Source organism: Pseudonocardia sp. CA-142604, assembly GCF_050948475.1.
In the GTDB taxonomy this organism is placed as follows: Bacteria; Actinomycetota; Actinomycetes; order Mycobacteriales; family Pseudonocardiaceae; genus Pseudonocardia; species Pseudonocardia alaniniphila.
Genome location: NZ_CP192045.1, coordinates 8,663,951 through 8,686,964, shown reverse-complemented (window position 1 = coordinate 8,686,964; position 23,014 = coordinate 8,663,951). Strand labels below are relative to the sequence as shown.

Here is a 23,014-nt window from a genome sequence, read left to right as displayed (position 1 = left end):
CTGAGCAGTTCGGGTTCAGCCGAGTCGCAGCGCGGTGCACCGCCAGCCGGTGCCCGCGCTGTCGGCTCGCTCGAAGCGCGCTGCCACCGCGCGCACGCGTCCGTCCATGGCGCACGCCACGGCCACCTCCGCTACGCCTGGCTGCGGAAGGCACAGACGCATCCGGGCGAACCGGGCGGGTGAACGCACGGTGCGCTGCTGCGCGGCCGTGCGCCAGTAACGCAGCACGGATGCCGTGACGTGGTCGGCGAGCTGTGTGGACGGCCTGCGGTGGTCGAGTACCTCCAGCGCGAGCCGCAGGATCCGCGTGATGTTGCGATGCGCCTCGCCGAGCTCGGCCGCCGACGGCCCGGTCGGCGCGGGTTGCGGCGGGCGCGGCGCCGGGATGGTGGCGACGGCTGCGCTCGCCCCGGGGCCCGGTTCGTACGCCATCCGTCGAAGCCGGGGCCGAATGGCTGGGCAGGCGGCGTGCTGCGGCGCAGGTAGCGGGGGTGGCGAGGCCAGCGTGGTGGTCACGGCGCCAGAGTGCGGCCTGGTGCCGGTCCGCCGAGGTCCGTTGGGGTGATCAGGCGACGAACCGTACGGGCACTGATGATCCAGCTTCGTACGGTGTGCCGATGACCGGCGGTTTCTTCGAACCCGACCCGCAGCTGATGCCACTTCACCGGCTGCTGTCCCGGGCCGGGCAGGCCGTCTCCCGGTACTCCCGTGAGGTCGTCGCCGCACACGGGCTGACCGTCACCGCGATGGGCGTGCTCGGTGCGCTCGCCGACGGCGAGGCCGTGTCGCATCGCGAGCTCTCCGGGTACCTCGGCGTCGCCCCGGCCACGCTGACCCCGGTGGTCGACGCGCTGGAGGCTGCGGGAGCGTTGGCTCGCGAGCGCGACCCGGCAGACCGTCGGGTGGTGCGGCTGCGGATCACCGAGCACGGGCGGCTCCGGCTGGCGGGCGCGCACGGGGCCGTGGTGACGACGTTGCGGAGCGGCCTTCCCCAGCCGTCACCGCGGGACGCCGAGGTGATCCGCGCCTACCTGCTGGCGGTGCTGACGGCGGTCACGCGGGCGGAATGACGGCCCCGCCGGCTTTGCCGACCGGTGACCGAGCACTGAGATCGGTTAGGTTAGGGTCACCTCATGCGCTCTGGAAGGGTGGGCCGGCCGTCGCGCCGGTGGGTGTCTTGGGGGCTCGCGATGGCCCTCGCGGCGGTGCTGGCCACGGGCTGCGCCACACAGCAGCAGAGCTCGTCCGGCGGCACCGGGAACACGGATGTGGCCACCGGCGGCAAGCTGTTCTCCACCGCCGACGAGGCGACCGCGAAGCTGGGAGCCGACGTCGGCCCCGGCGTCTTCCCCCGGACGATCACCCACGCGCGGGGCACCACGCGGCTGGAGAAGAAGCCGGTCAGGGTGGTCACGATCGACAGCGGCGAGCTCGACGCCGTCCTCTCGCTCGGCGTCACGCCGGTCGGCATGGCGAACCCCAACGGGAAGGCGCCGTCCTATCTGGCCGACCGCGTCGCGGGCATCACGAGCGTCGGGGACACCAACAACCTCAACCTCGAGGCCATCGCGGCGCTGAAGCCCGACCTGATCCTCGGCAGCCAGCTGCGCGTCGACCAGCTCTACGAGCCGCTCAGCGCCATCGCGCCCACCGTGCTCAGCATCCGTCCGGGATTCCCGTGGAAGGAAGACTTCCTGCTGGCCGGCGCCGCGCTCGGCGAGGAGACCAAGGCCACCGAGGTGCTCAACGACTACCAGCGGCGGGCCGACGCGGTGAAGGCGTCGCTGGCCGGTGGCGCGCCCACGATCTCGCTCGTGCGGTTCATGCCGGGCCGGATCCGCCTCTACGGGAACCTGTCGTTCATCGGTGTGATCCTCAAGGACGTCGGGCTGCCCCGCGCGCCGGGTCAGGACTTCGACGAGCTGGCCCAGGAGGTCTCGCCGGAGGTGATCAACCGCGCCGAGGGCGACTGGATCTTCTACTCGAGCTACGGCCCGCCCGAGGCCACGGATCAGGGCGCCGTGGTGAACGGGGAGCTGTGGAGCCGGCTGAACGCGGTGCAGAAGGGGCACGCGCGACCCGTCGACGACGAGGTCTGGTTCCTGGGCCTGGGGCCCTCGGGCGCCATGATCGTGCTCGACGACCTGCAGAAGATCCTCGCCACGGCGTAGGACTCGGCAGCAAGCTCTCCGGTCGGCCGCGCCGCGGTCCGACCGGGGGCAAGATCGTCGGTTCGGGACGGGTAGCTGTGCTCGGCCCGGTTGGTGGCGGGTCGGGTGGCGGCGGGGAGGGGCTGGCGTCCGGTCTCGGTGTCGGCGGCTGGCTGGCCTGCATGATCGTCGTTTCGGTGCGCGCAACCGCGCCTGACACGGCTGCGGGGTCCGAATCACTGATCACGGAGGGCCTGGATTTTCAAGATCGTCGTTTGGGGCCGCGTAGCCGTGCCGGACGCGGTTGCCGGGCTCCGAACGTCGATCATGAACGTTGGCGCGGGCCGGCCGGTCGGCTGGACCTGCACCAAGATCATCGGTTCGGGGACGGGGAGCCGTGCTCGGCGCGGTTGGCGACGTCGGCGCTGCTCATGTGACCCGGAGGCCCCGACTGTCGATAATGGTCGCGCGGGCTCGGGCAGCCCACGCGCGCTGTCGCGCGTCCGGGTAGGCGCCGGCGTTCGGTCCGGTCTCGGCGGCGGCTGCGGGGCCTCCATGATCGTCGTTTAGGTGCGTACAACCGTGCCTGGGACGGCTGCCGGGTCCGAACCGCTGATCATGGGCTGCCTGGATTTCCAAGATCGTCGTTCGGGGCCGGGTAGCCGCGCTGGACGCGGTCGCCGGGTCCCGGACGTCGATCATGAAGGTTGGTGGGCGGTGGCGACCGGCCGGCCAGCTGTACCTGCACAGCGGTTGGCGGCGGCCCGAACTGTCGATCACGGGCGGCGGAGCCGGGTGGTGGTGGCGTAGGGGCTGGCGTCCGGCCTCGGGGTCGGCTGGCCTGCATGATCGTCGTTTCGGTGCGCACAACCGCGTCTGTGACGGCTGCGGGGTCCGAATCGCTGATCATGGATTTCCAAGATCGTCGTTTCGGGACCGGTAGCCGTGCTCAGCGCGGTTGGCGGGCCCGAACTGACGATCATGGGAGGCGGGCCTGGGGCGGCGCACCCGCGCTGTCGCGCGCCGGGGTAGGGGTCGGCGTCCGATTTGATGTCGGTGGCTGCTCGGCCTGCATGATCGCCGTTTCGGTGCGCACAACGGCGCCTGGGACGGCTGTCGGGTCCGAACCGCTGATCATGGCGGGCTCGGATTTCCAAGATCGTCGTTTGGGGCCGCGTAGCCGCGCTGGACGCGGTCGCCGGGCCTCGGACGTCGATCATGAAGGTTGGTGGGCGGTGGCGACCGGCCGGCCAGCTGTACCTGCACAGCGGTTGGCGGCGGCCCGAACTGTCGATCACGGGCGGCGGAGCCGGGGGGCGGCGGCGTAGGGGCTGGCGTCCGGCCTCGGGGTCGGCTGGCCTGCATGATCGCCGTTTCGGTGCGCACAACGGCGCCTGGGGCGGCTGTCGGGTCCGAACCGCTGATCATGGCGGGCTCGGATTTCCAAGATCGTCGTTTGAGGCCACGTAGTCGTGCCGGACGCGGTTGCCAGGCCCGGAACGTCGATCATGGAGGTTGGCGGGGGCCGGCCGGTCGGCTGGACCTGCACCAAGATCATCGGTTCGGGGACGGGGAGTGGTGCTCGGCACGGTTGGCGGGCCCGGGCTGTCGATCACGGGAGGCGGGTTCGGGTGACGCACCCGCGCTGTCGCGCGTCGAGGTAGGGGCCGGCGTCCGGTCCGGTGTCGGCGGCGGCTGCCTGGCCTGCATGATCGTCGTTTCGGTGCGCACAACGGTGCCTGACACGGCTGCGGGGTCACAACTGTTGATCATGTGTGGGCCGGATTCCCAAGATCGTCGTTTCGGGACCGGTGGCCGTGCTCAGCCCGGTTGCCGGGCCTCAAACGGCGATCATGAAGGTTTGGCGGGCAGCGGGGACCGGCCGCCGGCTGAACCTGCACCGTGGTTGGCGGGGCCGGACTGTCGGTCATGAGCAGCGGGGTCGGGCGGCGGCAAATCGAGGGTTGTCTACCCGGCCTCCATGATCGTCAGTTCGGGACGCGCAACCGTGTCCGGCCCGCCTCCCGGCACCCGAACGTCGATCATGAACCGCGGAAGGCGCAGCCGCCGTACCTGCTGACAAAGGCCTGGTCACCGATCACCGGTAATGTGCCTGCGGTGCCGCTGCGTGGCTTGCTGATGGATTACCAGGGAGTGCTCACCGACGGGGCGGCCGTGGTCGAGTTGGTCGGGCGGGCCCGGGCAGCGGGAGTGGCCACCGCCCTGGTCTCCGACGCACACGCCGTGCCCGACGAGTGCGCAGCGCAGTTCGACGCCGTGGTGCTGGGGCCTTCGCTCGGCGTGCGGAAGCCCGATCCTGAGGTGTACCGCCGGGTCGCGGAGATGCTCGGGCTCTCCGCCGCCCAGTGCCTCGTGGTGGACGATCAGGTGCGCAACCTGCGAGGCGCGCGTGAGGCGGGCGCGGTCGTCGTCCACCATCGGGACGCCGCTGCCACCACCGCCGAGGTCGAGATCCTGTTGGAGCTGCCGCCCACCTGAGCGGTGACGGTCACGCCTCGTCGGCGTCGGGTTCGTCCTGCTCGGTGGTGCCGTTCGAATCCGGCGGCTCGGCCGGGTCGTCTTTTTCGGTTCCTGTGATCGTCGACTGCCGCAACAGGTCAGCCAGGAAGCCGTCGCCGCCTGGGGTGGGTTGGTCGTCACGCTCGTCGTCCGGCATGTCGAACGAGTACTCCGATTCGGACCGGACCAAACGAGGGCGAGGTAGGCCTACCGTGGGGGCGGTGGCTCCTGGCCGCCGGCTCCCTGCGGCGGAGATCCAGGCGGTGATTCGCCGGGCGGCTTGGGCTCGGTCGTGTCGCCGTCGCCCGTCATCTGCTGCAGCTTGTCGACAGCCTGGTCGATCTGCTGGTCGTGGCCCTCCACCTTGGTCTTGGCCATCTCTCCGGCCTTCTCGATCCCCTGGTCGACCTTGTCGTCATGCTGATGCAGCAGCTCGCGAATTTTCTCCATGAGTCCCATTCGTGCACGATGGCCCTGCGGCGCCATCTCCGCAGCGTGGGTTCATGCATTCGGGCGAAGGCGGACGTGTTCGCGCCGCAGTTCGTCGACGCTGTTGACGCCGATGAGCTGCAGCGTGCGGACGATCTCGCCGGTCAGGATCGCCACGGCCTTCTCCACACCGAGGCGGCCACCGGCCATCAGCCCGTACAGGTAGGCGCGCCCGACGAGGGCGGCCCGGGCGCCGAGCGCGATCGCGGCCAGCACGTCGGCGCCGTGGGTGATCCCGGTGTCGACGAGCACCTCGGCGCGGTCCCCGACGGCCTGGACGGTGGGCTCGACCAGCTCCAGTGGCACCGGTGCGCGGTCGAGCTGACGGCCGCCGTGGTTGGACAGGAGTACGGCGTCGGCGCCTGCGTCGACCACACGGCGGGCGTCCTCGACGCTCTGGACGCCTTTGACCACGAGCTTTCCCGGCCAGGTGCCACGCAGCCACTCGACGTCGGCGATCGTGAGCGCCGGGTCGAAGACGCGTGCGATCAGGTCGGCGGGAGTGCCCTCGGTGGACGTGAGGCTCGCGAACTTCAGCGGCTCGGTGGTGAGCAGGTTGAACCACCAGTGCGGGTGCCGCGCGCCGTCGACGAACGTCCGCAGCGACAGGGCGGGCGGGATGGTGAGCCCGTTGTGGACGTCGCGGAGCCGGGCCCCGCCGACCGGGGTGTCGACTGTGAGCAGCAGGGTGTCGTAGCCCGCATCCGTGGCGCGCTGCACGAGCTCCTTGGCGGGAGCGCGGTCACGCCACAGGTAGAGCTGGAACCACTTGCGCGCACCGGGAGCGGCGGCTGCCACCTCCTCGATCGTGGTGGTGCCCAGCGTCGAGAGTGCGTACGGGATGCCCACCTCCTGGGCCACCGACGCGACGGCACGCTCGCCCTCGTGGTTCATCATCCGCGTGAAGCCGGTGGGAGCGAAGGCGAACGGCAGCGCGGAGCGCTTCCCCAGGATGTCGCGCCCGGTGTCCACGGACGACACGTCGCGCAGCACGGTGGGGCTGAACTCGACGCGGGCGTAGGCCTGGCGGGCGCGGAGCAACGAGTGCTCCCCGTCGGCTGCACCGTCCGTGTAGTCGAACACGGCCCGGGGGGTGCGGCGGCGCGCGATCTCCCGCAGGTCGGCGATGCTCGCGGCGCGCATCAGCCGTCGCTGCGCGGAGTCGCGCACGAACGGTGCCGGCCGCAGCAGCGGGCGGAGCTCGGAGGGACGAGGAAGCCTGCGCTGGACCATCCGGACAGACTAGATCTCTTCCGGCGCCGAAGCGCTCACCGAACGCGTCGTGCCAGCTCGAACGCCGCGACCGCCCCGGCGCTCGCCACGCCCAGCGACTCGACGCCACCGTGCATGGGGATCGCCAGCAGGCCGTCGAGCATCGCCCGCACCGATGACGAGAGCCCGTCGGTCTCGTTGCCCAGCACGAGCGCGACGCGCCCGGGGAGCTCGGCATCGAGCAACGATGAACCCCCTGCGTCGAGCCCGTACACGGCGAACCCGGCCGCGGCCAGCTCGGTGCATCCCTCCTCGACAGTGCCCGACCGCAGGACGGGCGCACGGAACGCGACGCCTGCAGAGGCCTTCACGACCAGCGGGTCGATCGCCGGTACGCCGCGGCGGGGGAGCAGCACCCCGTCGAGCCCGGCGGCGGTGGCGCTGCGCAGGATCATCCCGACGTTGGCCGGGTTGGTGAGCCGGTCGAGTACGAGCACCGACGCGGGGGCGCCGGGAGCGAGCGCAGCCGCGAACTCGCCGACCGGCGCCATCCGTGGTGCGACGACGTCGGCGAGTACGCCCTGGTCGTGGCGTCCGTTGCCGGCCAGCACCTTCACCCGGTGCGCCGACGCCCACTGCACCGGCACCCCGCGTTGGCGTGCGGCACTGGTGATCGCCCGCACCGGCTCGCCCCGCTGTCCCTCGGCCAGGATGACCTTGTCCACCCGCAGTTGCGCGTCGGTCAGGGCCTCCAGCACCGGCTTGCGTCCGTAAACGGTGATGAAGGTGTCCTTTGGAGAACGGGCTCCCGGCTCCCCCGTGAAACCCTGCGCTCCGCTGCTGCTCCGCACGGGTGTCAGGGTGCCACCTAGGATCTGGTCCATGCCGCCCCGGCTCTCCGCGCTCGACGCCTCGTTCCTGTACCTGGAGCAGCCGACGACGCCCATGCACGTGGGCGGGGTGTCGATCTTCCGGCGGCCGAGGCCGCCCGGCCCGTCCGGGGGGTTCGACTACGAGCGGCTCGTCGAGCTGATCGAGCAGCGGATCGCGCTGGTACCGCGCTACCGGCAGAAGGTTCGCTACGTGCCGGGCAACCTCGCCCGGCCCGTGTGGGTCGACGACCCGGACTTCGACATCGCCTATCACGTTCGTCGATCCGCGCTGCCGAAACCCGGCTCGGACGAGCAGCTCACCGAACTCGTCGCGCGGCTGATGTCGCGCCCGCTCGACCACACGCGCCCGCTCTGGGAGATGTACCTGGTGGAGGGGCTGGCCAGGGGACGCACGGCCGTGCTCACCAAGACTCACCAGGCGATGGTCGACGGCGTGAGCGCGTTCGACATCGGCCAGGTCATCCTGGACGTGTCGGCCACTCCGAGCACGGCACCGCTCGACGGGGAGGCAGGCGACGCGCCGCTTCCGGGGCGGGGCAGGCGCGGACGCGCCATGGTGGAGGAGTTCTGGATGCCGCGGCCGGAGCCGAGCGACACCCAGCTGATCCTCGGGGCGGTGGCCGAGGCAGTGGCGCGCCCGGCCGAGATCGTCGACAACGTCCGCGTTGCGGCCGGCGATGCGTTGGCCACCGTCGGCAAGATCGCCGGCACGGCCGGCAGCCTGTTCTCGATGGCGCGGGCCGCGAGCAGGCGGGCCCCGGGCACCCCGCTCAACGTCCCGATCTCCACCCAGCGTCGGTTCGCGGTGGCACGTACTCGGCTCGAGTCGTACCGGAAGGTGCGGGCCGCGCACGGGTGCACCGTCAACGACGTGGTGCTCAGCGTGGTCTCGGGCGCGCTGCGCAACTGGCTGCTCTCGCGCGGTGAGCCGGTCAGCCCGTCGTCGACGCTGCGGGCGATGGTGCCGCTGTCGGTGCGGGGCGAGGCCGATGTCCCCAGCTCGGCCACGGCCGGCTCACTCGGCAACCGCGTGTCGTCGTTCATCGTGGATCTGCCGGTCGGCGAGCAGAGCCCGGTGGTGCGACTACACCATGTGACCCACGCGATGCGTGAACACACGTCCACGGGGCAGTCTGTCGGTGCCGACACCCTGGTCCGGATCGGTGGTTTCGCCCCGCCTACGCTGCACGCCCTGGGGGCGCGCGCCGCGAGCGGGTTCTCGAAGCGGATCTTCAACTTGGTGGTGACGAACGTGCCGGGACCACAGTTCCCGCTGTACGCCGCAGGTGCCCGGATGCTCGAGATGTTCCCGGTGGTGCCGCTGGCCAAGGGCCAGGCGCTCTCGATCGGGCTCACCTCGTACGACGGCGGCGTCTTCTACGGCTTCAACGGCGACCGCGACGCGATGTCCGATGTCGACGTGCTCGCCGGCCTGGTCGACGAAGCGCTCGACGAGCTCCTGTCGACCGTGGGGTCGTGAGCGAGATGCGCATCTACGTGCCGGCCACCTGGCCGATGCTGCGGACGCTGGTCAAGAACGGCACCGTGGACCCGATCGGCGGCACCGCGTTCGCCCTCACCCCGCGGTTGCGCGAGTCCTACACCAGCGGCGACGACGAAGAGCTCGAGTACGCCGCGCTCACCGAGGCCGCCCGGGCGTCACTGCGGCTGCTCGCCGTGGAGCTCGGGGTGGGTGAGGACACCACGCCGGCCCGGCGTGTGGTCATCGCCGCCGACCTCGACGATGTCACCCTGCGACCCGACCTGGACGACGGCGCCGTCCGAATCGCGGGCACGGTGCCGTTCGAGACCATCGCCGCCGTCCACGTCGACAACGACGAGGCGGAGTACGCGGTGCGCCAGGCCGCCGGTGCCGTCGACGCCGCCGACATGGGCGACCTCGACGCGGAGTTCCTCGTCGGTGAGGCGGAGGACCACGAGCTGGCCTGGTACGACCCGTCCGAGGTGGCGTTCCTGGTGGAGCTGGGCTGACGCCCGGCGGGCTCGCTCTGAGGGCTCGGTCCGACGGCTCGGTCCGACGGCCTCGTCCCCGACGCTCCGGACGCCGTGGCGACCGGCCGCTCGTCAGCGGCGGTCGCGACGCCTGCCGTTGCCCTTGCCGACTCCGCCGCCGTAGACCAGCGCGCCCATCAGGGGAATGAGCAGGAAGAAGTACCACTGCTTGGTGATGAAGAACAGCAACAGCGCCACGACCGGAGTGATCGTGAGCAGCAGGTAGCCGTCCTTCTTCGGGGCCACCTCTCCGGCGGCGGGGGCCACGGGGAGCGGCGCGGTCAACGGAGCCTTACCGGGGAGCTGTGGGTGTGGCTCCGGCAGGTCGGTGAACAGCTCGGCGATCTCGGAGGCGACGACGGCGTTGGCCGCCTTGGCCGTGCGCTCGCCGTACTCCTCGACTCCGAGCCTGCCTGCCGACAGGTGCTCGTCGAGTGCCTTCATAGCCGCGGTGCGTTCAGCAGTGCCGATCCGCAGGGGCGAGGATTCTTCCCCGGACGTCATGCGCAGAGCGTGCCAAACCCGTCATCTCAGTGCTACCAGTACCCGGCGCAGCGCGGCGAGCCTGCCGGGCTGCAGCAGTCCCTTCTCCGCCAGGGCATCCAGCGCGCACTCCGGATCAGCGGGCGGCCCGAGGTGACCGCAGCCGCGTGGGCAGTCCTCGATCGCCGCGGCGAGGTCGTCGAAAGCGGCCAGGACGTCGTCGGGCGTGACGTGGGCGAGACCGAAGGACCGGACGCCGGGCGTGTCGACCACCCAGCCTCCGCCGCGCTCTTCGGGCAGCGGCAGGGCGAGTGCGGCGACGGTGGTGTGGCGCCCCTTCCCGACGGCCGACACGAGGCCGACCGCCCGTGCGGCGTCCGGAATCACGGCGTTGACCAGCGTCGACTTGCCCACGCCCGAATGTCCGACCAGTGCCGACACCCGGCCCGCGAGCACCGCGGCGAGCTCGGCAGGCTCCTGCTCGCGACGCGTGACGATCACGGGTAGGTCGAGGTCGCGGTACTGCGCGGCGAAGGGCTCGGGGTCGCCGAGGTCCGCCTTCGTCAGGCACAGGATGGGGGCCAGGCCGCCTGCATAGGCGGCCACCAGGCAGCGGTCCACGAAGCCGGTGCGGGGCTCCGGGTCGGCCACCGCGGTGACGATGACGAGCTGCTCGGCGTTGGCCACGATGACCCGCTCGAAAGGGTCGGTGTCGTCAGCGGTGCGGCGCAGCAGGGTGCGGCGCTCCTCGACGCGCACGATGCGGGCGATCGTGTCGGGGGCACCGGACAGGTCCCCGACGAGCCCGACCCTGTCGCCCACGACGATCGGAGTGCGGCCGAGCTCGCGGGCCCGCATCGCGGTGACCGCAGGCCGCGTGCTGTCGGCGCCGGGGACGCACGTCCAGCGGCCCCGGTCCACGGTGGTGACCATCGCCTCAGCGGCGTCGGCGTGCTCGGGGCGGCGCTTGGTGCGCGGCCGTGACCCCCGGCGCCCGGGTCGGACCCGGACGTCGGACTCGTCGTACTCGCGGCGCTTCACCTCAGCGCGGCGCCGACGTCATCCCGGTCACCGGACCGCCTCGACGAGGGCGGCCCAGCGGGCGGGGAAGTCGGGGATGGTCTTGTCGGTGCAGGCCACGTCGTCGATCGTGACGCCGGGAACGACGAGCCCGATGAGCGCGCCTGCCGTGGCCATCCGGTGGTCGGCGTAGGCGCCCCACGGCCGGTCGGTGGGGGCGGTCAGCGGCGCCGGGCGGATCTCGAGCCCGTCCGGCATCTCGGTGACGTCTCCACCGAGGGCGTTGATCTCGGTGGCGAGTGCCGCCAGCCGGTCGGTCTCGTGCCCGCGGATGTGGGCGACCCCGCGGATCCAGGACGGTCCCGTGGCCAGCGCGGCGACGGCGGCGACCGTGGGCGTCAGTTCGCTGGCGTCGTGCAGGTCGACGTCGACGCCTGCCAGGGCGTCCGGCCCGCGCACCGTCATCCCGTCCGGACCTGGTTCGACGGTGCAACCGGCCTGGGTGAGCACGGAGAGGATCTCGGCGCCGGGCTGGGTGGAGTCGGTGGGCCAGCCCAGCACGGTCACCTCGCCACCGGTGATGGCGGCGGCGGCGAGGAACACCGCGGCGTTCGACAGATCCGGCTCCACCGTCCAGTCGCGGGCCGCGATCGGCCCGGGGGCGACCCGCCAGGTGTCGGGCTCGCCGCGGCCCGTTCCGTCCGCGCTGTCGTCGACCTCGACGCCGGCCGCGCGCAGCATGTCGACGGTCATCTCGATGTGCGGCAGCGACGGCACGGGCTTCCCGCTGTGGTGCACGGTGACGCCCTTGTCGTAGCGGGCGCCGGACAGCAGGAGCCCGGACACGAACTGGGACGACGCCGAGGCGTCGATCACCACATCGCCGCCGGGCAGTCCACCGGTGCCGTGCACGGTGAACGGCAGCCGGTCCCCGTCCACCCGCGCCCCCAGCGCCCGCAGCGCGTCGAGCACCGTGGCCATCGGCCGCTTACGGGCCTGTGGGTCGCCGTCGAACGCGACCGGGCCGTCGGCCAGCGCCGCCGCGGGGGGCACGAACCGCATCACGGTGCCGGCGAGCCCGCAGTCCACCGTGCCACCGCCGCGCAGTCCGTCGTGGGGGGAGAACGTGACCCGCTCGCCGTCGACCTCGATCGGGACGCCGAGCGCGCGCAGGGCGCCGACCATCAATGCCGTGTCGCGAGTGGCGGGCGCGCCCGTCACGACGGCGGCACCGCCGGAGAGGGCGGCGAGCAGCAACGCGCGGTTGGTCACGGACTTGGACCCGGGCGCGGCCACCCGGCCGCGGACGGGCCCGTGGGCGAGCGGTGCGGGCCATGGGCTGGTCACCCCCGCAATGATTCCGCATCCCGCCCACGGCGCCGGTCAGGAGGCCGCCGTCGTGGCGCATCGGAAGCAGGTGTCGACGACAGCGCGTACCGCCGAGCGCCGGTCGCCGGTACGCCAGATGACCGCCAGCTCGCTCGGCGGAAGGTCGACGACCGGGCGGTGCACGACGTCGTCGCGCCGATAGATCTCCGCGTTGCCCGCCGCGAGCAGCACCACTCCGACGCCGGCCGCGACGGCCTCGAACGACTCGTCCGCGGTGGTCGCCTCCGCGGCGATGCGCGGCGGGGTCGTGCGCTGGTCGGTGGCGAGCCAGAAGTCGCGCATCGGGCCGGCCGACGCCGGCAGCGCCACGAAGGGTTCGTCGTGCAGGTCGGCGAACCGCACTGCGGGACGGCCGGCGAGGCGGTGCCCGACAGGAAGCGCCACCCAACGGTCCTCCGTGGCGATCGTGCGGGTCGACAGGCCTGCTCCGGACGGCACCGGCAGCCACGCGACGGCGACGTCGACACCGCCGCCGGCCAGCCCGACCGCCGGGTCGTCCCAGCCGACCTGGCGGAAGAGCAGGCGCCAGCCCGGGATCCGTTCGTGCAGGCTGGCTGTGATCGCGGGGACGAGCCCGCGCGCCATGCGGGTGTGGAAGCCGACCGCCAGGGTGCGCCGCTCCGTCGCGGCTGCGGACCGCACCTCCGCGAGCGTGGTGTCCCACTCCGCGAGCATCCGGCGGGCAGCAGGGAGAAGCGCCTCACCCGCCGCCGTGAGCGTGACACCGCGGTGGCCGCGGACGAACAGCTCGGCCCGGAGGCTGCCCTCCAGCTGCCGGATCTGCTTGCTCAGCGCCGGCTGGGAGACGAACAACCGCGCGGCCGCCCGCGTGAAGCCGAGCTCCTCGGCGACCGCGACGAAGTAGCGGAGGTCCCGCAGGTGGACGTCCACAACCAGAGGTTATGGCAGCGGGTCTTGGACTGCCAGATCGCTACGACCGACGCTGAGTCCGTGAAGGCACTCGTCCACGACCCGACCGCCACTGCCGGTCTGCGGCACGCCGACGTTCCCGACCCCGTTCCCGGTCCGGGCCAGGTGCTGATGGAGGTGCGGGCCACCTCGCTGAATTTCCTCGATGCGGCCTACCGCGACGAGCGTCTCGCGGTGGGTGCGGTACCCGGTGTGGACGCGGCAGGGGTGGTGGTGGCGCCCGCGGGCGACGGGTCCGGACCCGCCGCGGGAGCGCGTGTGGTCGCGTTCGGCCAGGGGGCGTGGGCGCAGCGCCTCGCGGTCGACACCGCGGATGTCGCCGTTCTCCCGGACGGCGTGGACCTTGCCGTCGCGGCCGCACTGCCCGGAGCCGGGGTCACCGCGCTGCGGGCCGTGCGCCGGCTGGGCTCGGTGCTCGGCCGACGGGTACTGGTGACCGGAGCCTCAGGCGGTGTCGGTCGCTACGCCGTGCAGTTGGCTGCCTTGGCCGGGTCGGACGTCGTCGCCGCCGTCGGGAGCCGGGAACGCGGGGCAGGGCTGGCTGGGCTCGGGGCTCGGGACGTGGTCGTCGGGCTCGACGAGGTGGCAGGTTCGGTGCACAGCGTGCTGGACACCGTCGGCGGACCGCTGCTCGCGGAGGCCTTCGCGCTGCTCGCCGAGAGCGGTCTCGCCCTGAGCATCGGGCAGGCGTCCCGCCGGCCCACCACGATCGATTTCGAGCAGGAGCGCAGGCGAAGCGGTGGCAGGCGGCTGGAGCCGTTCGTCATCGGCTCCGGGGTCGGTGTGGACCTGCAGGTGCTGCTCGACCTCGTCCGGCGCGGGCGGCTGGACCCGCAGATCGGTTGGCGCGGCTCCTGGCTGGACGCGGCCGACGCGGCCCGGGCGCTGCTCGACAGGGAGGTGCCGGGCAAAGCGGTTCTCGAGGTCGCGTGACGGCGCCGGTGGGCCGTGGAACGCCGGTACGGACCCGCGGCGGGCAACGGTGGGACGATGGGGACATGTGCGGTCGTTACGCATCGATCAAGGCCCCCGCCGACCTCGCCGACGAGTTCCGTGCCGTCGACGCCACCGACGGAGCGGCGAAGGTGGACTACAACGTGGCGCCCACCAAGCAGATCATCACGGTGGTGGAGCGGCACCCGCGTGACGAGGAGGGCACGCCCGACCCCGACACCACCGAGCGCACGCTGCGCATGCTGCGCTGGGGGCTCGTGCCGTCCTGGTCCAAGGACCCGAAGTCCGGCGCTCGCATGATCAACGCGCGGTCGGAGTCGGCGGCCACGAAGCCCGCGTTCCGCCGGGCGCTCAACTCGCGGCGTTGCCTGATCCCGGCCGACGGCTGGTTCGAGTGGCAGCGCGGGCCGGAGCACAAGCAGCCCTACTACACCCACTACTCCGACGGGAGCTCGCTCGCGATGGCCGGGCTCTGGGAGTACTGGAAGCCGAAGGACGACCCCGAGAACGAGTACCCGAACGGGCTGGTCACGGCCGCGGTCCTCACCACCGACGCGGTCGGCCCGCTCACGCAGGTGCACGACCGGATGCCACTGGTGCTCCCGCGGTCGGCGTGGGACGCCTGGCTCGACCCGGACGCCGGTGCCGACGACGAGAGGGTGGCTGCCCTGCTCGCTCCGCCGTCACCGGAGCTCGTGGCAGCACTCGAACTTCGCCCGGTGTCCCCGCGGGTCAACAGCGTGCGCAACAACGGGCCGGAGCTGCTGGACCCACTCGCCGCCGAGGACGTCCGCGAGCCGCTGCAGCTCGACCTGCTGGCCGGGCCGAACCCGAAGTGACCGCTGCGGAACGAGCCGGGCCAACGGGCGCGATCGCCGAGATCGCCACGCCCCACGGTCCGGCCCGGATCACCCGCCACGACGCCGACGGCGAGGCGCGGGGCGTGCTGCTGCTCGGACACGGCGCGGGTGGCGGGGTGGGCGCGCCCGACCTGGTCGCCGCGGCGGGCGTCGCCGTCGCGGCCGGGCTGCACGTCGTGCTGGTGGAGCAGCCCTACCGTGTTGCCGGACGCCGGGCGCCCGCTCCCGCGGCCCAGCTCGACACGGCCTGGCTGGCCGTGGTGGAGCAGGTCAGGGCCGGCTCCGATCCACAGCTGCCGCTGCTGTTCGGGGGCCGTAGCTCCGGGGCCCGCGTGGCGTGCCGTACGGCCACGGAAGGCGCTGCTGCCGGTGTGCTGTGCCTCGCTTTTCCCGTCCATCCGCCGGGAAAGCCGGAGAAGGACCGGCTCCACGAGCTGGCTGCGCCGACCGTCCCGGTGCTGGTGGTGCAGGGAGAGAGCGACCCGTTCGGCCGTCCCGACCCTGCTCCCGGACGCGAGGTGGTGATGCTGCGCGGCAACCACAGCCTGCGCAGCGACATGCCCGGCCTGCGGGCGGCTGTGGCGGGCTGGCTCGCGCAGCGGTTCGGTGCCGTGCCGGTGGCCGGGTAGCTAGGAAGCCGCGATCGGTGCGAAGCGAGCGCCGGTGAGCCGCGCGAGGTCGCCTGGTGCGAGCTCCACCTCCAGCCCGCGGCGCCCGGCGCTGCAGAAGAGCGTCTCCAGCTCCTCCGCGGACGAGTCCAGCACGGTCGGCAGGCGCTTGCGCTGGCCCAGCGGGGAGATCCCGCCTGCCACGTACCCGGTGGCCCGCTCGGCGAGGGCGACGTCGGCCATCTTCGCCCTCTTGCCGCCCACCGCGGCCGCGAGCGCCTTGAGATCGAGCGTCGTCAGCACGGGGACGATTCCGACGGTCAGCGCGCCGTCCACGTCGGCGACCAGAGTCTTGAACACCCTCGCTGGGTCCAGCCCCAGCATCTCCGCGGCCTCCGGCCCGTAAGCCTGACCGCTTCCGTGGGTGTAGCTGTGCAGCTGATGCGAGACGGCCTGCTTCGTGAGCAACGCGGTCGCCTGCGTTCCCCTACCTGCCACCCCCGCACGATAGCGAGAGGGGAATCGCGCGGCGGAGACGGATGTTGACAAGGGGGTGAATCAGGCAGTGATGGACGCGCCGAGAATCGCGCCGCGACGCGACGGCCGGGTGCGTCCGGCCTTCGAGGTGGCGCTCGGCGGCGTAAGCTCGATCCGTCAGCAGGGCGGCCAAGTGGTGGCCGGCCTGGAGGTCGCAGATCGTGCGACCCGGCGGGAGAGGAGCAGGGTGCCACGCACCGAACAGGCGGCCGAAGCGGAGATCACCGCAGGTCAAGACGTCGAGCACGAGCAGGAGGAGTCCGCCGAGGAGCGGGCTGCTCGCTTCGAGCGAGATGCAATGCCCCTGATCGACCAGCTTTACGGCGCCGCCCTACGGATGACGCGTAACCCGGCCGACGCCGAGGATCTGGTGCAGGAGACCTACCTCAAGGCCTACTCCGCATTCCGGACATTCAGGGCCGGAACGAATCTCAAGGCCTGGTTGTACCGGATCCTCACCAACACCTACATCAACGGGTACCGCAAGCGGCAGCGCCAGCCCGTGCAGTCGGCCACCGACGAGATCAGCGACTGGCAGATCGCGCAGGCCGGGGAGCACACGTCCCAGGGCCTGCCCTCGGCCGAGATGGAAGCGCTGGACCGGCTCCCCGACAACGACGTCAAGGTGGCTCTGCAGCAGTTGCCGGACGACTTCCGAATGGCGGTGTACCTCGCCGACGTCGAGGGCTTCGCATACAAGGAGATCGCTGACATCATGGGCACCCCGATCGGTACCGTGATGTCCCGGTTGCACCGGGGCAGGCGCCAGCTTCGCGACATGCTCACCGACACCGCCCGCGACCGCGGGTTCCTGCGGGGACAGCCGGAGGAGGTCTCCAAATGAGCTGCGGGAACCACCATGACACCGACTGCTCCGAGGTACTCGCCGAGGTCTGGCTGTTCCTCGACCACGAGTGCGACCAGGCGCGCAGAGCGTTGCTCGCGCAGCATCTGGACGAATGCGGGCCGTGTCTTGCCGAGTACGGCATCGACGACAAGCTGAAGAAGCTGCTCGCCACGAAATGCGGGGGTGAGCACGCCCCCGACGAACTGAAGAACCGGTTGCGACGCCAGATCAGGGTGGCGGTGCTCGAGCAGGCGGACATCACCGTGGAGGCGGGGCCGGACGGCGCCACCACGACCACCGTCGAGGTGCGTGCCACCCGCATCGAACAGCGTGGTTGAACGAATAGGGCGGTAGCGCGCGGAGGCGCCGGGGCCAGTGGCCACCGGCGCCTTCTGCACGATCACCTGCAGATGGATCAGGTGTTGGGCCGCTTGCCGTGGCTGGCCGCGCTCTTCTTGCGGTCGCGACGCTTGCGTGCGCGCTTCGACATGTTCCCTCCCCCTGACTCGTTCTTCGCGATCGGTTCGTCGTACCGAAGGTCCCCCGAGTCTTCCACGTGCTTGACTGGAACGAAGTCCGTGGGGCGTGGCGCCCTGACCGGGAGGGGTCTCTAGTTGTCCACCCTCAGCGAGCTGCTCGCGGAGCACACCCAGCTGGCCGGCGATGCCGTCGACCATCTGCAGCGCGTGGTCGCCGAATGGCAACTGCTCGCAGACATGTCATTCGCCGACTTCCTGCTCTGGGTCCCGCTCAACGGTGAGGAAGAGCACCTCGGTCCGAGCGAGTTCCTCTGCGTGGCCCAGGCCCGGCCCACCACCGCGCCCACCGCGCATCCCGAGGACGTGGTCGCCGCGCGCGTCCGGTCCGCCGACAACCCGCAGCTGCGGCGGGCCGTCGTCGAGGGCCGGATCTGCCGGGAGGAGAACCCGCGCTGGCACCTGGAGGTGCCCGTGCGCCGCGAGACCATTCCGGTCCGGCACGCAGGCTCGGTGGTCGCCGTGCTGTCCCGCGACACGAACCTCGCCATGCCCCGGGTGCCCAGCCCGCTGGAGATCGCTTACCTGGGCAGCGCCTCGGATCTGTGCCAGATGGTCGCCGACGGCACCTTCCCGCCGCGAGCGGCCGTCGCAGGCGCCGATACGAGCCCGCGGGCGGGCGACGGCCTGATCCGCCTCGACGCGCACGGCCTCGTGGCCTACGCGAGCCCCAACGCGCTCTCGGCCTACCACCGCATGGGCCACGCCAGCGACCTCGTCGGGCTGTCGCTCACCCAGGCCACGCGGGAGCTCGTGCACGACCCGTTCGACGCCGCCGAGGTGGCCGCCCGCATCGGAGCGGCGCTCGACGGGCGCCATTCGCTGCGGATGGAGGTGTACGCCCGCGGCGCCGTGATGCTCGTGCGCGCACTCCCGCTGCGCCCACGGGGCGACGCGGCGGGCGCTCTGGTGCTCGTGCGCGACGTCACCGACCTGCGTCGCCGGGACATGGCGTTGCTCAGCAAGGACGCCACCATCCGCGAGATCCACCACCGGGTGAAGAACAACCTCCAGACAGTGGCGGCGCTGCTGCGGCTGCAGGCCCGCCGCACGGCGATTCCGGAGGCCCGCCGGGCGCTCGTGGAAAGTGTTCGGCGTGTCAATTCCATCGCGCTGGTACACGAGTCGCTCTCGGTCTCGGTGGCCGAGCGGGTGGACCTCGACGAGCTGGTCGACAAGGTCCTGCCCGCCATCGGTGACGGCGCAACCGCGGAGTTCCGGGCCAAGGTGCGGCGGGACGGCAGCTTCGGCACGTTGCCCGCCGCGCTGGCCACACCCCTCGTGCTGGTGCTCACCGAGCTCGTCCACAACGCGCTGGCCCACGCCTTCGAGCCCGGCCGGGCCGGGGAGGTCGTGGTGTCGGCCCATCGGTCGGCCGGCGGGCTCGACGTGGTGGTGGCCGACGACGGCCGAGGCATTCCACCGGGGTTCGACCCGGACTCGTCAAAGGGGCTTGGCCTGCAGATCGTGCGGACTCTGCTCGACTCCGAACTCGACTCGGCGCTACAGGTTCGGCCCCGTGCCGGGGGCGGAACCGAGGCCGTCATCAGGCTCTCGTTGCGGGGGCGTTAGCCTTCAGGTCGTGGTCGAGGATTCCGGTTGTGCGGTCGCCGCCCGGGCCGTCGATCCCCCTCCGGAGCTGCTCTTGCGTGCGCCCGGTGAAACGACCGCGGGCCCGGAGCCGGGTGCAGTCCGGCCTCGGGCCCGCGGTGGGGGAGGTTTGCGTATTGCGGTGTATCAGGCGGTGCGTGCGCGCGTACGCGCGTTGCGGCGCTTCAGGGCGCGCCGCTCGTCCTCGCTCATGCCGCCCCAGACGCCTGCGTCCTGGCCGCTCTCCAGCGCCCACGTAAGGCACTCGGTGACGACCGGGCAGCGCCGGCAGACGGTCTTGGCCTCGGCGATCTGCAGCAACGCAGGCCCGCTCGTCCCCACGGGGAAGAACAGCTCGGGGTCCTCGTCGCGGCAGATAGCGCGGTGACGCCAATCCATGGTCTCTCGGCTCCTTGTACTTGCGCGATCGGGGTCGCGCCGATCGTCTGTCACGGTGTTTCCGCGCTTGTGAATCGTTTCACGAGCGCGCTCGGTGTTCAAGGTCCGAGGTCCACCCAGGTGAGCACTCTCACCCACTCATAGCAACGAGGTGCGCCACGATCGGTTACTTGTTGCGTACCGCGTTCGTGACTCGTCGCCTTGAGCTATGGACTTCGTCCCGCCCACCGGAACCGGGTTACCCCCGGTCCCGAAGGACCATGCGAGAAGGATCCTCGCGATCACTCGCTTGTCCCTGGACAACCTTGGGGCAACGTTTGCCCAGGTGCGAGCCCTTATCGGCTCGACGGTCCACAGGCATCGGTGAGTGGACGAGAATCCTCACCCTCGTGAGTGACGGAGTACGCCCGGCTGCGACGAGCTGCGCATCTCACACGATGACCCGTAGCGCCGCGAACACGGTGCGAAATCACTCTTTGGGCGTGCGGGACGATCCGGACGGCGTACCGCCGGGGCCCGGGTTCACCCCACACAGACCAGGGACAACGGCGGCCGGGGTGGGGAAATTCCCAACCGGACGCCGGGGCCGGACGTGACACGGGTCGCGACGCCTATCCTCGAGTTCGTGAAGGCGGAGCGACCGGCGGTAGGGCCGCCGCGGCAGGTGCGCCTGGCCGGAGTCCTGGTCGGGGTGCAAGGACTGGTCGCCGTCGGCTTCGCGGTGGCGCTGGGCGTGCGATCGCTCGCCCCCGGGGTCGGTGTCGGCAGCGTGCTCGGTGAGGCCGGCTACTTCGTTCTCATCGGCGTCGCGCTGGTGGCCGTCGGCGTCGGCCTCGTGAGGGGGCGCCGGTGGGCGCGCACGCCTGCCATCGTCACCCAGCTGCTGCTGCTCCCGGTGGTCTACTCGCTGATCGGGCCGTCGCGTCAGCTCGTGCTGGGAATCGTCTGCGGCGTGTTCGTCGTCGCCACGTTCATGCTGCTCATCAGTGAGCGGTCGCGTGAGTGGTCGATGGGCCTGGATCTGCCGGACGCGAAGCAGCGCTAGGGGCGGCGTCCGCCGTTGCGGCCAGGGCGCTCAGCGCGTCGCCCTGGAGCCGGAACGTGGTCCACTCGTCCATCGCCACCGCCCCGAGGCTGCGGTAGAAGCCGATCGAGGGCTCGTTCCAGTCGAGCACCGACCACTCGAACCGCGCGTAGCCCCGTTCGGCGCAGACGGCGGCCAGCGTGGCCAGCAGAGCCCTGCCGAGGCCACCGCCGCGGTGAGCGGGCCGCACGAAGAGGTCCTCCAGGTAGAGGCCGTGCACGCCGCGCCAGGTGGAGAAGTTGACGAACCAGAGGGCGAAGCCCACCACCTCCGCGGGCCCCGTGCCGTCATCGCCGGCCGGAACCTCGGCGACGTGCCCGAACAGTGCGGGCGCCGGGCCGAACAAGGCGGTGGCGAGCTGCTCCTCGGTCAGCGTGCAGGACTGCGGCTCACGTTCGTACTCGGCGAGCTCGTGCACGAGGGCGACCACGGCCGTCAGATCGCCAGGGCGTACTTCCCGGATCGCCGCTGTGGAGGCAGGGCTCACGTGAGCGGTCGCAGGTTCACGCCGTCGAGACGCGGGACGCCTCGCTCGTCGCCCAGCACGGCCAGCGAGGGCGCCGACATCTCGAACCGGACGCCCTGGGTGGCAGGAAGCTCGATCCAGCGGCTGGTGAGGACCCGGCTGAAGTGGCCGTGCCCCGCGAGAACGACGTCACCGGCGTCCAGCTTCTCCCGGGCGTCGGCGAGTACGGAGTCGGCCCGGCGGGCGACCTGTTCGGCCGTCTCGCCGCCGGGGCAAGGGTGGGTCCAGACCGTCCAGCCCGGCACGGTCTCGCGGATCTCCTCGGTGGTGAGACCCTCGTACTCGCCGTAGTCCCACTCGGCGAGCCGCTCGTCGACGCCGTCGGAGCGCAGACCGGCCAGCTCGGCCGTGTCGCGTGCGCGGGCGCGAGGGCTGGTCAGGACGAGAGCGGGCGGCTCATCGCCGCGCAGCTTCGCCAGTAGCTCGCCCGCTGCCTTCGCCAGGCCCCGCCCGCGCTCGGTCAGCGGGATGTCGGTGCGGCCCGTGTGACGGCCGGACAGCGACCACTCCGTCTCTCCATGACGCAACAGGAACACCCGACCGCTGCTCACTGCATCGACACTAGTGTGCGGCCGGGCTTCGCGCGGGGTGTGCGTGCACGGTGGCGGCGGTGAGCCGGGGTACGGCGTGTGTGAGTTCGTGCTCGGCGGCGTGCGCGATGGTGTGGGCACGCTCGATGCTGACGCCCGGGGAGACCGACAGGTCCACCTCGGCGCGCAGGGCGTGCCCGATCCAGCGCAGCCGCACGCGGTCGACGCCGACCACCCCTGCCACGCCCTGCAGCGCCGCGACGGCCCGCTCGACCAGCGACGGGTCGACGGCGTCCATCAGGCGGGCGAGCACCTGCTTGGCGGCGCCCCAGGTGACGGTGACGATCGCGGCCGTGATGGCCAGGCCCACCACCGGGTCGGCCCACCTCCAGCCCAGCGCCGCCCCGCCAGCGGACAGCAGCACGGCGAGCGAGGTCAGCGCGTCGGTACGGGCATGCAGGCCGTCGGCGACGAGCGCAGCGGACCCGATCCGCCGTCCGGTGCGGATGCGCACCTGGGCGGCGATCTCGTTGCCAGCGGCGCCGATCAGACCGGCGATGGCGACCGCTCCGAGGAACCGGACGTCGGTGGGCTCCGCGAGCCTGCGCACCGACTCGTAGCCGGCGAAGACGGCGGAGCCGAGGATCACCAGCACCACGACGATGCCTGCGACGTCCTCCGCGCGTCCGTAGCCGTAGGTGAACCGGCGCGTCGGCGGGCGCCTGGCGAGCAGGAAGGCGATCCCGATGGGCACGGCGGTCGCGGCGTCGGCGACGTTGTGCATGGTGTCCGACAGCAGCGCCGCGGAACCTGAGGCCACCACCACGACGGCTTGGAACGCCGCCGTGGCGCCGAGCACGGCGAGGGAGACCCACAGGGCCCGCATCCCGGCCCTGGAGGCCGCCATGGCCTGATCGACGCGGTCGGCCGCGTCGTGGCTGTGCGGGACGACGAGGTGGCGGACGGCGTCCCAGACCCGTCGCACGCCGCGGGCGTGGCCGTGCCCTCCGTGGCCGTGTCCATGGCCGTGCCCGTGGCCGGTTTGCGGCGCGGTCTGCATCTCGGGCACTATACGTGCTCATGTACGCACGCGACTACGATGCAGGTGCCGACCAGTGGCAACGGCTGCCACCGGGCGACCGCGTGGATGTCGCAGTTGAGTCGTTCCGGATGCTCGCCGACCCCACCCGCCTGCGGTTGCTCTGGCTCCTCTGCGGCGGTGAGTACGACGTGACGGCCCTCGCGGCGGCGAGTGGTGCCGCGCGACCCGCGGTGTCCCAGCACCTCGCGAAGCTGCGGATGACCGGCCTTGTCGCCACCAGGCGCGACGGAAGGCGCGTGCTCTACCGCGCGCGTGGGGAGCACGTGCGGCGGCTGCTGGCTGAGGCCGTGACCGTGCCCGACTGAGCGTTCACAGGGCGGTGGCGCCGCGTACCGACATCAC

28 protein-coding genes are annotated in these 23,014 nt (G+C 72.0%); 13 read left to right on the top strand and 15 right to left on the bottom strand.

What is annotated here, in order from left to right:
• Positions 1-15 precede the first annotated feature (15 nt).
• The gene (locus ACQPZQ_RS39370; protein ID WP_433289592.1) at positions 16-516 is read right to left on the bottom strand and encodes an Rv3235 family protein; all 501 of its coding nucleotides are present in this window, start codon (positions 514-516) and stop codon (positions 16-18) included.
• Positions 517-617: 101 nt separating this feature from the next.
• Here ACQPZQ_RS39370 and ACQPZQ_RS39365 point away from each other — a divergent pair, with 101 nt between their 5' ends.
• The 3 genes from ACQPZQ_RS39365 to ACQPZQ_RS39355 all read left to right on the top strand — a co-directional run bounded on the left by ACQPZQ_RS39365 (position 618) and on the right by ACQPZQ_RS39355 (position 4,649).
• Positions 618-1,070 carry a MarR family winged helix-turn-helix transcriptional regulator gene (locus ACQPZQ_RS39365; RefSeq protein WP_433289590.1) on the top strand — a complete coding sequence of 151 codons (453 nt, stop codon included), beginning with the start codon at positions 618-620 and terminating at the stop codon, positions 1,068-1,070.
• 63 nt (positions 1,071-1,133) lie between these two features.
• A complete protein-coding gene (locus ACQPZQ_RS39360; protein ID WP_433289588.1) occupies positions 1,134-2,171 on the top strand; it encodes an ABC transporter substrate-binding protein in 1,038 nt (345 codons plus the stop codon).
• Positions 2,172-4,268: 2,097 nt separating this feature from the next.
• Positions 4,269-4,649: an HAD-IA family hydrolase gene (locus ACQPZQ_RS39355; RefSeq protein ID WP_433289586.1), complete on the top strand. Its 381-nt coding sequence runs from the start codon at positions 4,269-4,271 to the stop codon at positions 4,647-4,649.
• Positions 4,650-4,659: 10 nt separating this feature from the next.
• On the opposite strand, the gene ACQPZQ_RS39350 is transcribed toward ACQPZQ_RS39355, so the two are convergent.
• The 4 genes from ACQPZQ_RS39350 to ACQPZQ_RS39335 are packed head-to-tail and all read right to left on the bottom strand — an operon-like array spanning position 4,660 to position 7,222.
• On the bottom strand, positions 4,660-4,827 hold the full coding sequence (locus ACQPZQ_RS39350; RefSeq protein ID WP_433289584.1) for a hypothetical protein: 168 nt from the start codon (positions 4,825-4,827) through the stop codon (positions 4,660-4,662).
• Between the two features lie 50 nt (positions 4,828-4,877).
• A complete protein-coding gene (locus ACQPZQ_RS39345; protein WP_433289582.1) occupies positions 4,878-5,129 on the bottom strand; it encodes an antitoxin in 252 nt (83 codons plus the stop codon).
• Between the two features lie 42 nt (positions 5,130-5,171).
• On the bottom strand, positions 5,172-6,392 hold the full coding sequence (locus ACQPZQ_RS39340; RefSeq protein ID WP_433289580.1) for an alpha-hydroxy acid oxidase: 1,221 nt from the start codon (positions 6,390-6,392) through the stop codon (positions 5,172-5,174).
• A gap of 35 nt (positions 6,393-6,427) precedes the next feature.
• The gene (locus tag ACQPZQ_RS39335) at positions 6,428-7,222 is read right to left on the bottom strand and encodes a TrmH family RNA methyltransferase (protein ID WP_433289578.1); all 795 of its coding nucleotides are present in this window, start codon (positions 7,220-7,222) and stop codon (positions 6,428-6,430) included.
• Between the two features lie 31 nt (positions 7,223-7,253).
• Here ACQPZQ_RS39335 and ACQPZQ_RS39330 point away from each other — a divergent pair, with 31 nt between their 5' ends.
• Together ACQPZQ_RS39330 and ACQPZQ_RS39325 are read left to right on the top strand one after the other, a co-directional pair.
• Complete coding sequence (locus ACQPZQ_RS39330) at positions 7,254-8,744, top strand: WS/DGAT/MGAT family O-acyltransferase (RefSeq protein ID WP_433289576.1); 1,491 nt, start codon at positions 7,254-7,256, stop codon at positions 8,742-8,744.
• A gap of 5 nt (positions 8,745-8,749) precedes the next feature.
• Positions 8,750-9,256 carry a DUF6912 family protein gene (locus ACQPZQ_RS39325; protein WP_241039797.1) on the top strand — a complete coding sequence of 169 codons (507 nt, stop codon included), beginning with the start codon at positions 8,750-8,752 and terminating at the stop codon, positions 9,254-9,256.
• 93 nt (positions 9,257-9,349) lie between these two features.
• Here the strand turns inward: ACQPZQ_RS39325 and ACQPZQ_RS39320 are convergent, their stop codons facing one another.
• Genes ACQPZQ_RS39320 through ACQPZQ_RS39305 form a run of 4 tightly spaced genes read right to left on the bottom strand, consistent with a single transcriptional unit; the run spans position 9,350 to position 13,060 of the window.
• Positions 9,350-9,781 carry a DUF1707 SHOCT-like domain-containing protein gene (locus ACQPZQ_RS39320; protein WP_433289574.1) on the bottom strand — a complete coding sequence of 144 codons (432 nt, stop codon included), beginning with the start codon at positions 9,779-9,781 and terminating at the stop codon, positions 9,350-9,352.
• A gap of 21 nt (positions 9,782-9,802) precedes the next feature.
• A complete protein-coding gene (gene rsgA / locus ACQPZQ_RS39315) occupies positions 9,803-10,801 on the bottom strand; it encodes a ribosome small subunit-dependent GTPase A (RefSeq protein ID WP_433289573.1) in 999 nt (332 codons plus the stop codon).
• A gap of 27 nt (positions 10,802-10,828) precedes the next feature.
• Positions 10,829-12,127 (bottom strand): 3-phosphoshikimate 1-carboxyvinyltransferase, encoded by a 1,299-nt coding sequence (gene aroA / locus ACQPZQ_RS39310; protein ID WP_433289571.1) that lies wholly within the window; start codon positions 12,125-12,127, stop codon positions 10,829-10,831.
• A gap of 36 nt (positions 12,128-12,163) precedes the next feature.
• On the bottom strand, positions 12,164-13,060 hold the full coding sequence (locus ACQPZQ_RS39305) for a LysR family transcriptional regulator (RefSeq protein WP_433289569.1): 897 nt from the start codon (positions 13,058-13,060) through the stop codon (positions 12,164-12,166).
• A gap of 60 nt (positions 13,061-13,120) precedes the next feature.
• Between ACQPZQ_RS39305 and ACQPZQ_RS39300 the strand changes: the two genes are divergently transcribed.
• From ACQPZQ_RS39300 to ACQPZQ_RS39290, 3 genes are all read left to right on the top strand, one after another.
• Positions 13,121-14,032 carry a zinc-binding dehydrogenase gene (locus ACQPZQ_RS39300; RefSeq protein WP_433289567.1) on the top strand — a complete coding sequence of 304 codons (912 nt, stop codon included), beginning with the start codon at positions 13,121-13,123 and terminating at the stop codon, positions 14,030-14,032.
• Between the two features lie 65 nt (positions 14,033-14,097).
• The gene (locus ACQPZQ_RS39295) at positions 14,098-14,892 is read left to right on the top strand and encodes an SOS response-associated peptidase (RefSeq protein ID WP_433289565.1); all 795 of its coding nucleotides are present in this window, start codon (positions 14,098-14,100) and stop codon (positions 14,890-14,892) included.
• The gene (locus ACQPZQ_RS39290) at positions 14,889-15,542 is read left to right on the top strand and encodes an alpha/beta hydrolase family protein (RefSeq protein WP_433289563.1); all 654 of its coding nucleotides are present in this window, start codon (positions 14,889-14,891) and stop codon (positions 15,540-15,542) included. Before ACQPZQ_RS39295 ends, ACQPZQ_RS39290 begins: the two co-directional genes overlap by 4 nt.
• Here ACQPZQ_RS39290 and ybaK read toward each other — a convergent pair whose 3' ends face one another.
• A complete protein-coding gene (gene ybaK / locus ACQPZQ_RS39285) occupies positions 15,543-16,019 on the bottom strand; it encodes a Cys-tRNA(Pro) deacylase (RefSeq protein ID WP_241039633.1) in 477 nt (158 codons plus the stop codon).
• A 70-nt stretch (positions 16,020-16,089) separates the two neighbouring features.
• On the opposite strand from ybaK, the gene ACQPZQ_RS39280 reads away from it, so the two are divergent.
• Both ACQPZQ_RS39280 and rsrA read left to right on the top strand, forming a co-directional pair.
• On the top strand, positions 16,090-16,902 hold the full coding sequence (locus tag ACQPZQ_RS39280) for a sigma-70 family RNA polymerase sigma factor (protein ID WP_433299593.1): 813 nt from the start codon (positions 16,090-16,092) through the stop codon (positions 16,900-16,902).
• Positions 16,899-17,243, top strand: coding sequence for a mycothiol system anti-sigma-R factor (gene rsrA, locus ACQPZQ_RS39275; RefSeq protein ID WP_433289561.1), 345 nt, complete (start codon positions 16,899-16,901; stop codon positions 17,241-17,243). Before ACQPZQ_RS39280 ends, rsrA begins: the two co-directional genes overlap by 4 nt.
• A gap of 77 nt (positions 17,244-17,320) precedes the next feature.
• Here the strand turns inward: rsrA and ACQPZQ_RS39270 are convergent, their stop codons facing one another.
• Entirely contained in the window at positions 17,321-17,395 is a 75-nt protein-coding gene (locus ACQPZQ_RS39270) for a 50S ribosomal protein bL37 (protein ID WP_379659185.1), read from the bottom strand.
• Positions 17,396-17,519: 124 nt separating this feature from the next.
• Between ACQPZQ_RS39270 and ACQPZQ_RS39265 the strand changes: the two genes are divergently transcribed.
• Entirely contained in the window at positions 17,520-19,013 is a 1,494-nt protein-coding gene (locus tag ACQPZQ_RS39265) for a sensor histidine kinase (RefSeq protein ID WP_433289559.1), read from the top strand.
• A 165-nt stretch (positions 19,014-19,178) separates the two neighbouring features.
• Here ACQPZQ_RS39265 and ACQPZQ_RS39260 read toward each other — a convergent pair whose 3' ends face one another.
• The gene (locus tag ACQPZQ_RS39260) at positions 19,179-19,430 is read right to left on the bottom strand and encodes a WhiB family transcriptional regulator (RefSeq protein ID WP_075950692.1); all 252 of its coding nucleotides are present in this window, start codon (positions 19,428-19,430) and stop codon (positions 19,179-19,181) included.
• Positions 19,431-20,055: 625 nt separating this feature from the next.
• Here ACQPZQ_RS39260 and ACQPZQ_RS39255 point away from each other — a divergent pair.
• Positions 20,056-20,475: a hypothetical protein gene (locus tag ACQPZQ_RS39255; RefSeq protein ID WP_433289557.1), complete on the top strand. Its 420-nt coding sequence runs from the start codon at positions 20,056-20,058 to the stop codon at positions 20,473-20,475.
• On the opposite strand, the gene ACQPZQ_RS39250 is transcribed toward ACQPZQ_RS39255, so the two are convergent.
• From ACQPZQ_RS39250 to ACQPZQ_RS39240, 3 genes are read right to left on the bottom strand one after another with little or no spacing between them, the layout of a single operon-like run.
• Positions 20,414-21,001 carry an N-acetyltransferase family protein gene (locus ACQPZQ_RS39250; protein WP_433289555.1) on the bottom strand — a complete coding sequence of 196 codons (588 nt, stop codon included), beginning with the start codon at positions 20,999-21,001 and terminating at the stop codon, positions 20,414-20,416. The two genes, ACQPZQ_RS39255 and ACQPZQ_RS39250, sit on opposite strands and share 62 nt — an antisense overlap.
• The gene (locus ACQPZQ_RS39245) at positions 20,998-21,591 is read right to left on the bottom strand and encodes an acid phosphatase (protein ID WP_433289553.1); all 594 of its coding nucleotides are present in this window, start codon (positions 21,589-21,591) and stop codon (positions 20,998-21,000) included. The genes ACQPZQ_RS39250 and ACQPZQ_RS39245 overlap by 4 nt, the downstream gene beginning before the upstream one ends.
• A gap of 10 nt (positions 21,592-21,601) precedes the next feature.
• Positions 21,602-22,630, bottom strand: coding sequence for a cation diffusion facilitator family transporter (locus tag ACQPZQ_RS39240; RefSeq protein ID WP_433289551.1), 1,029 nt, complete (start codon positions 22,628-22,630; stop codon positions 21,602-21,604).
• Positions 22,631-22,650: 20 nt separating this feature from the next.
• Between ACQPZQ_RS39240 and ACQPZQ_RS39235 the strand changes: the two genes are divergently transcribed.
• Entirely contained in the window at positions 22,651-22,977 is a 327-nt protein-coding gene (locus ACQPZQ_RS39235) for an ArsR/SmtB family transcription factor (RefSeq protein ID WP_433289550.1), read from the top strand.
• Positions 22,978-23,014: the final 37 nt, after the last annotated feature.

Bases quoted from the DNA above. Each gene is read 5' to 3' on its own strand.
- ACQPZQ_RS39365 (WP_433289590.1), top strand. From the start codon at position 618: ATGACCGGCGGTTTCTTCGAACCCGACCCGCAGCTGATGCCACTTCAC.
- ACQPZQ_RS39360 (WP_433289588.1), top strand. From the start codon at position 1,134: ATGCGCTCTGGAAGGGTGGGCCGGCCGTCGCGCCGGTGGGTGTCTTGG.
- ACQPZQ_RS39350 (WP_433289584.1), bottom strand. From the start codon at position 4,827: ATGCCGGACGACGAGCGTGACGACCAACCCACCCCAGGCGGCGACGGC.
- ACQPZQ_RS39345 (WP_433289582.1), bottom strand. From the start codon at position 5,129: ATGGGACTCATGGAGAAAATTCGCGAGCTGCTGCATCAGCATGACGAC.
- ACQPZQ_RS39340 (WP_433289580.1), bottom strand. From the start codon at position 6,392: ATGGTCCAGCGCAGGCTTCCTCGTCCCTCCGAGCTCCGCCCGCTGCTG.
- ACQPZQ_RS39330 (WP_433289576.1), top strand. From the start codon at position 7,254: ATGCCGCCCCGGCTCTCCGCGCTCGACGCCTCGTTCCTGTACCTGGAG.
- ACQPZQ_RS39325 (WP_241039797.1), top strand. From the start codon at position 8,750: ATGCGCATCTACGTGCCGGCCACCTGGCCGATGCTGCGGACGCTGGTC.
- ACQPZQ_RS39320 (WP_433289574.1), bottom strand. From the start codon at position 9,781: ATGACGTCCGGGGAAGAATCCTCGCCCCTGCGGATCGGCACTGCTGAA.
- ACQPZQ_RS39295 (WP_433289565.1), top strand. From the start codon at position 14,098: ATGTGCGGTCGTTACGCATCGATCAAGGCCCCCGCCGACCTCGCCGAC.
- ACQPZQ_RS39280 (WP_433299593.1), top strand. From the start codon at position 16,090: ATGGACGCGCCGAGAATCGCGCCGCGACGCGACGGCCGGGTGCGTCCG.
- rsrA (WP_433289561.1), top strand. From the start codon at position 16,899: ATGAGCTGCGGGAACCACCATGACACCGACTGCTCCGAGGTACTCGCC.
- ACQPZQ_RS39260 (WP_075950692.1), bottom strand. From the start codon at position 19,430: ATGGATTGGCGTCACCGCGCTATCTGCCGCGACGAGGACCCCGAGCTG.
- ACQPZQ_RS39240 (WP_433289551.1), bottom strand. From the start codon at position 22,630: ATGCAGACCGCGCCGCAAACCGGCCACGGGCACGGCCATGGACACGGC.
- ACQPZQ_RS39235 (WP_433289550.1), top strand. From the start codon at position 22,651: ATGTACGCACGCGACTACGATGCAGGTGCCGACCAGTGGCAACGGCTG.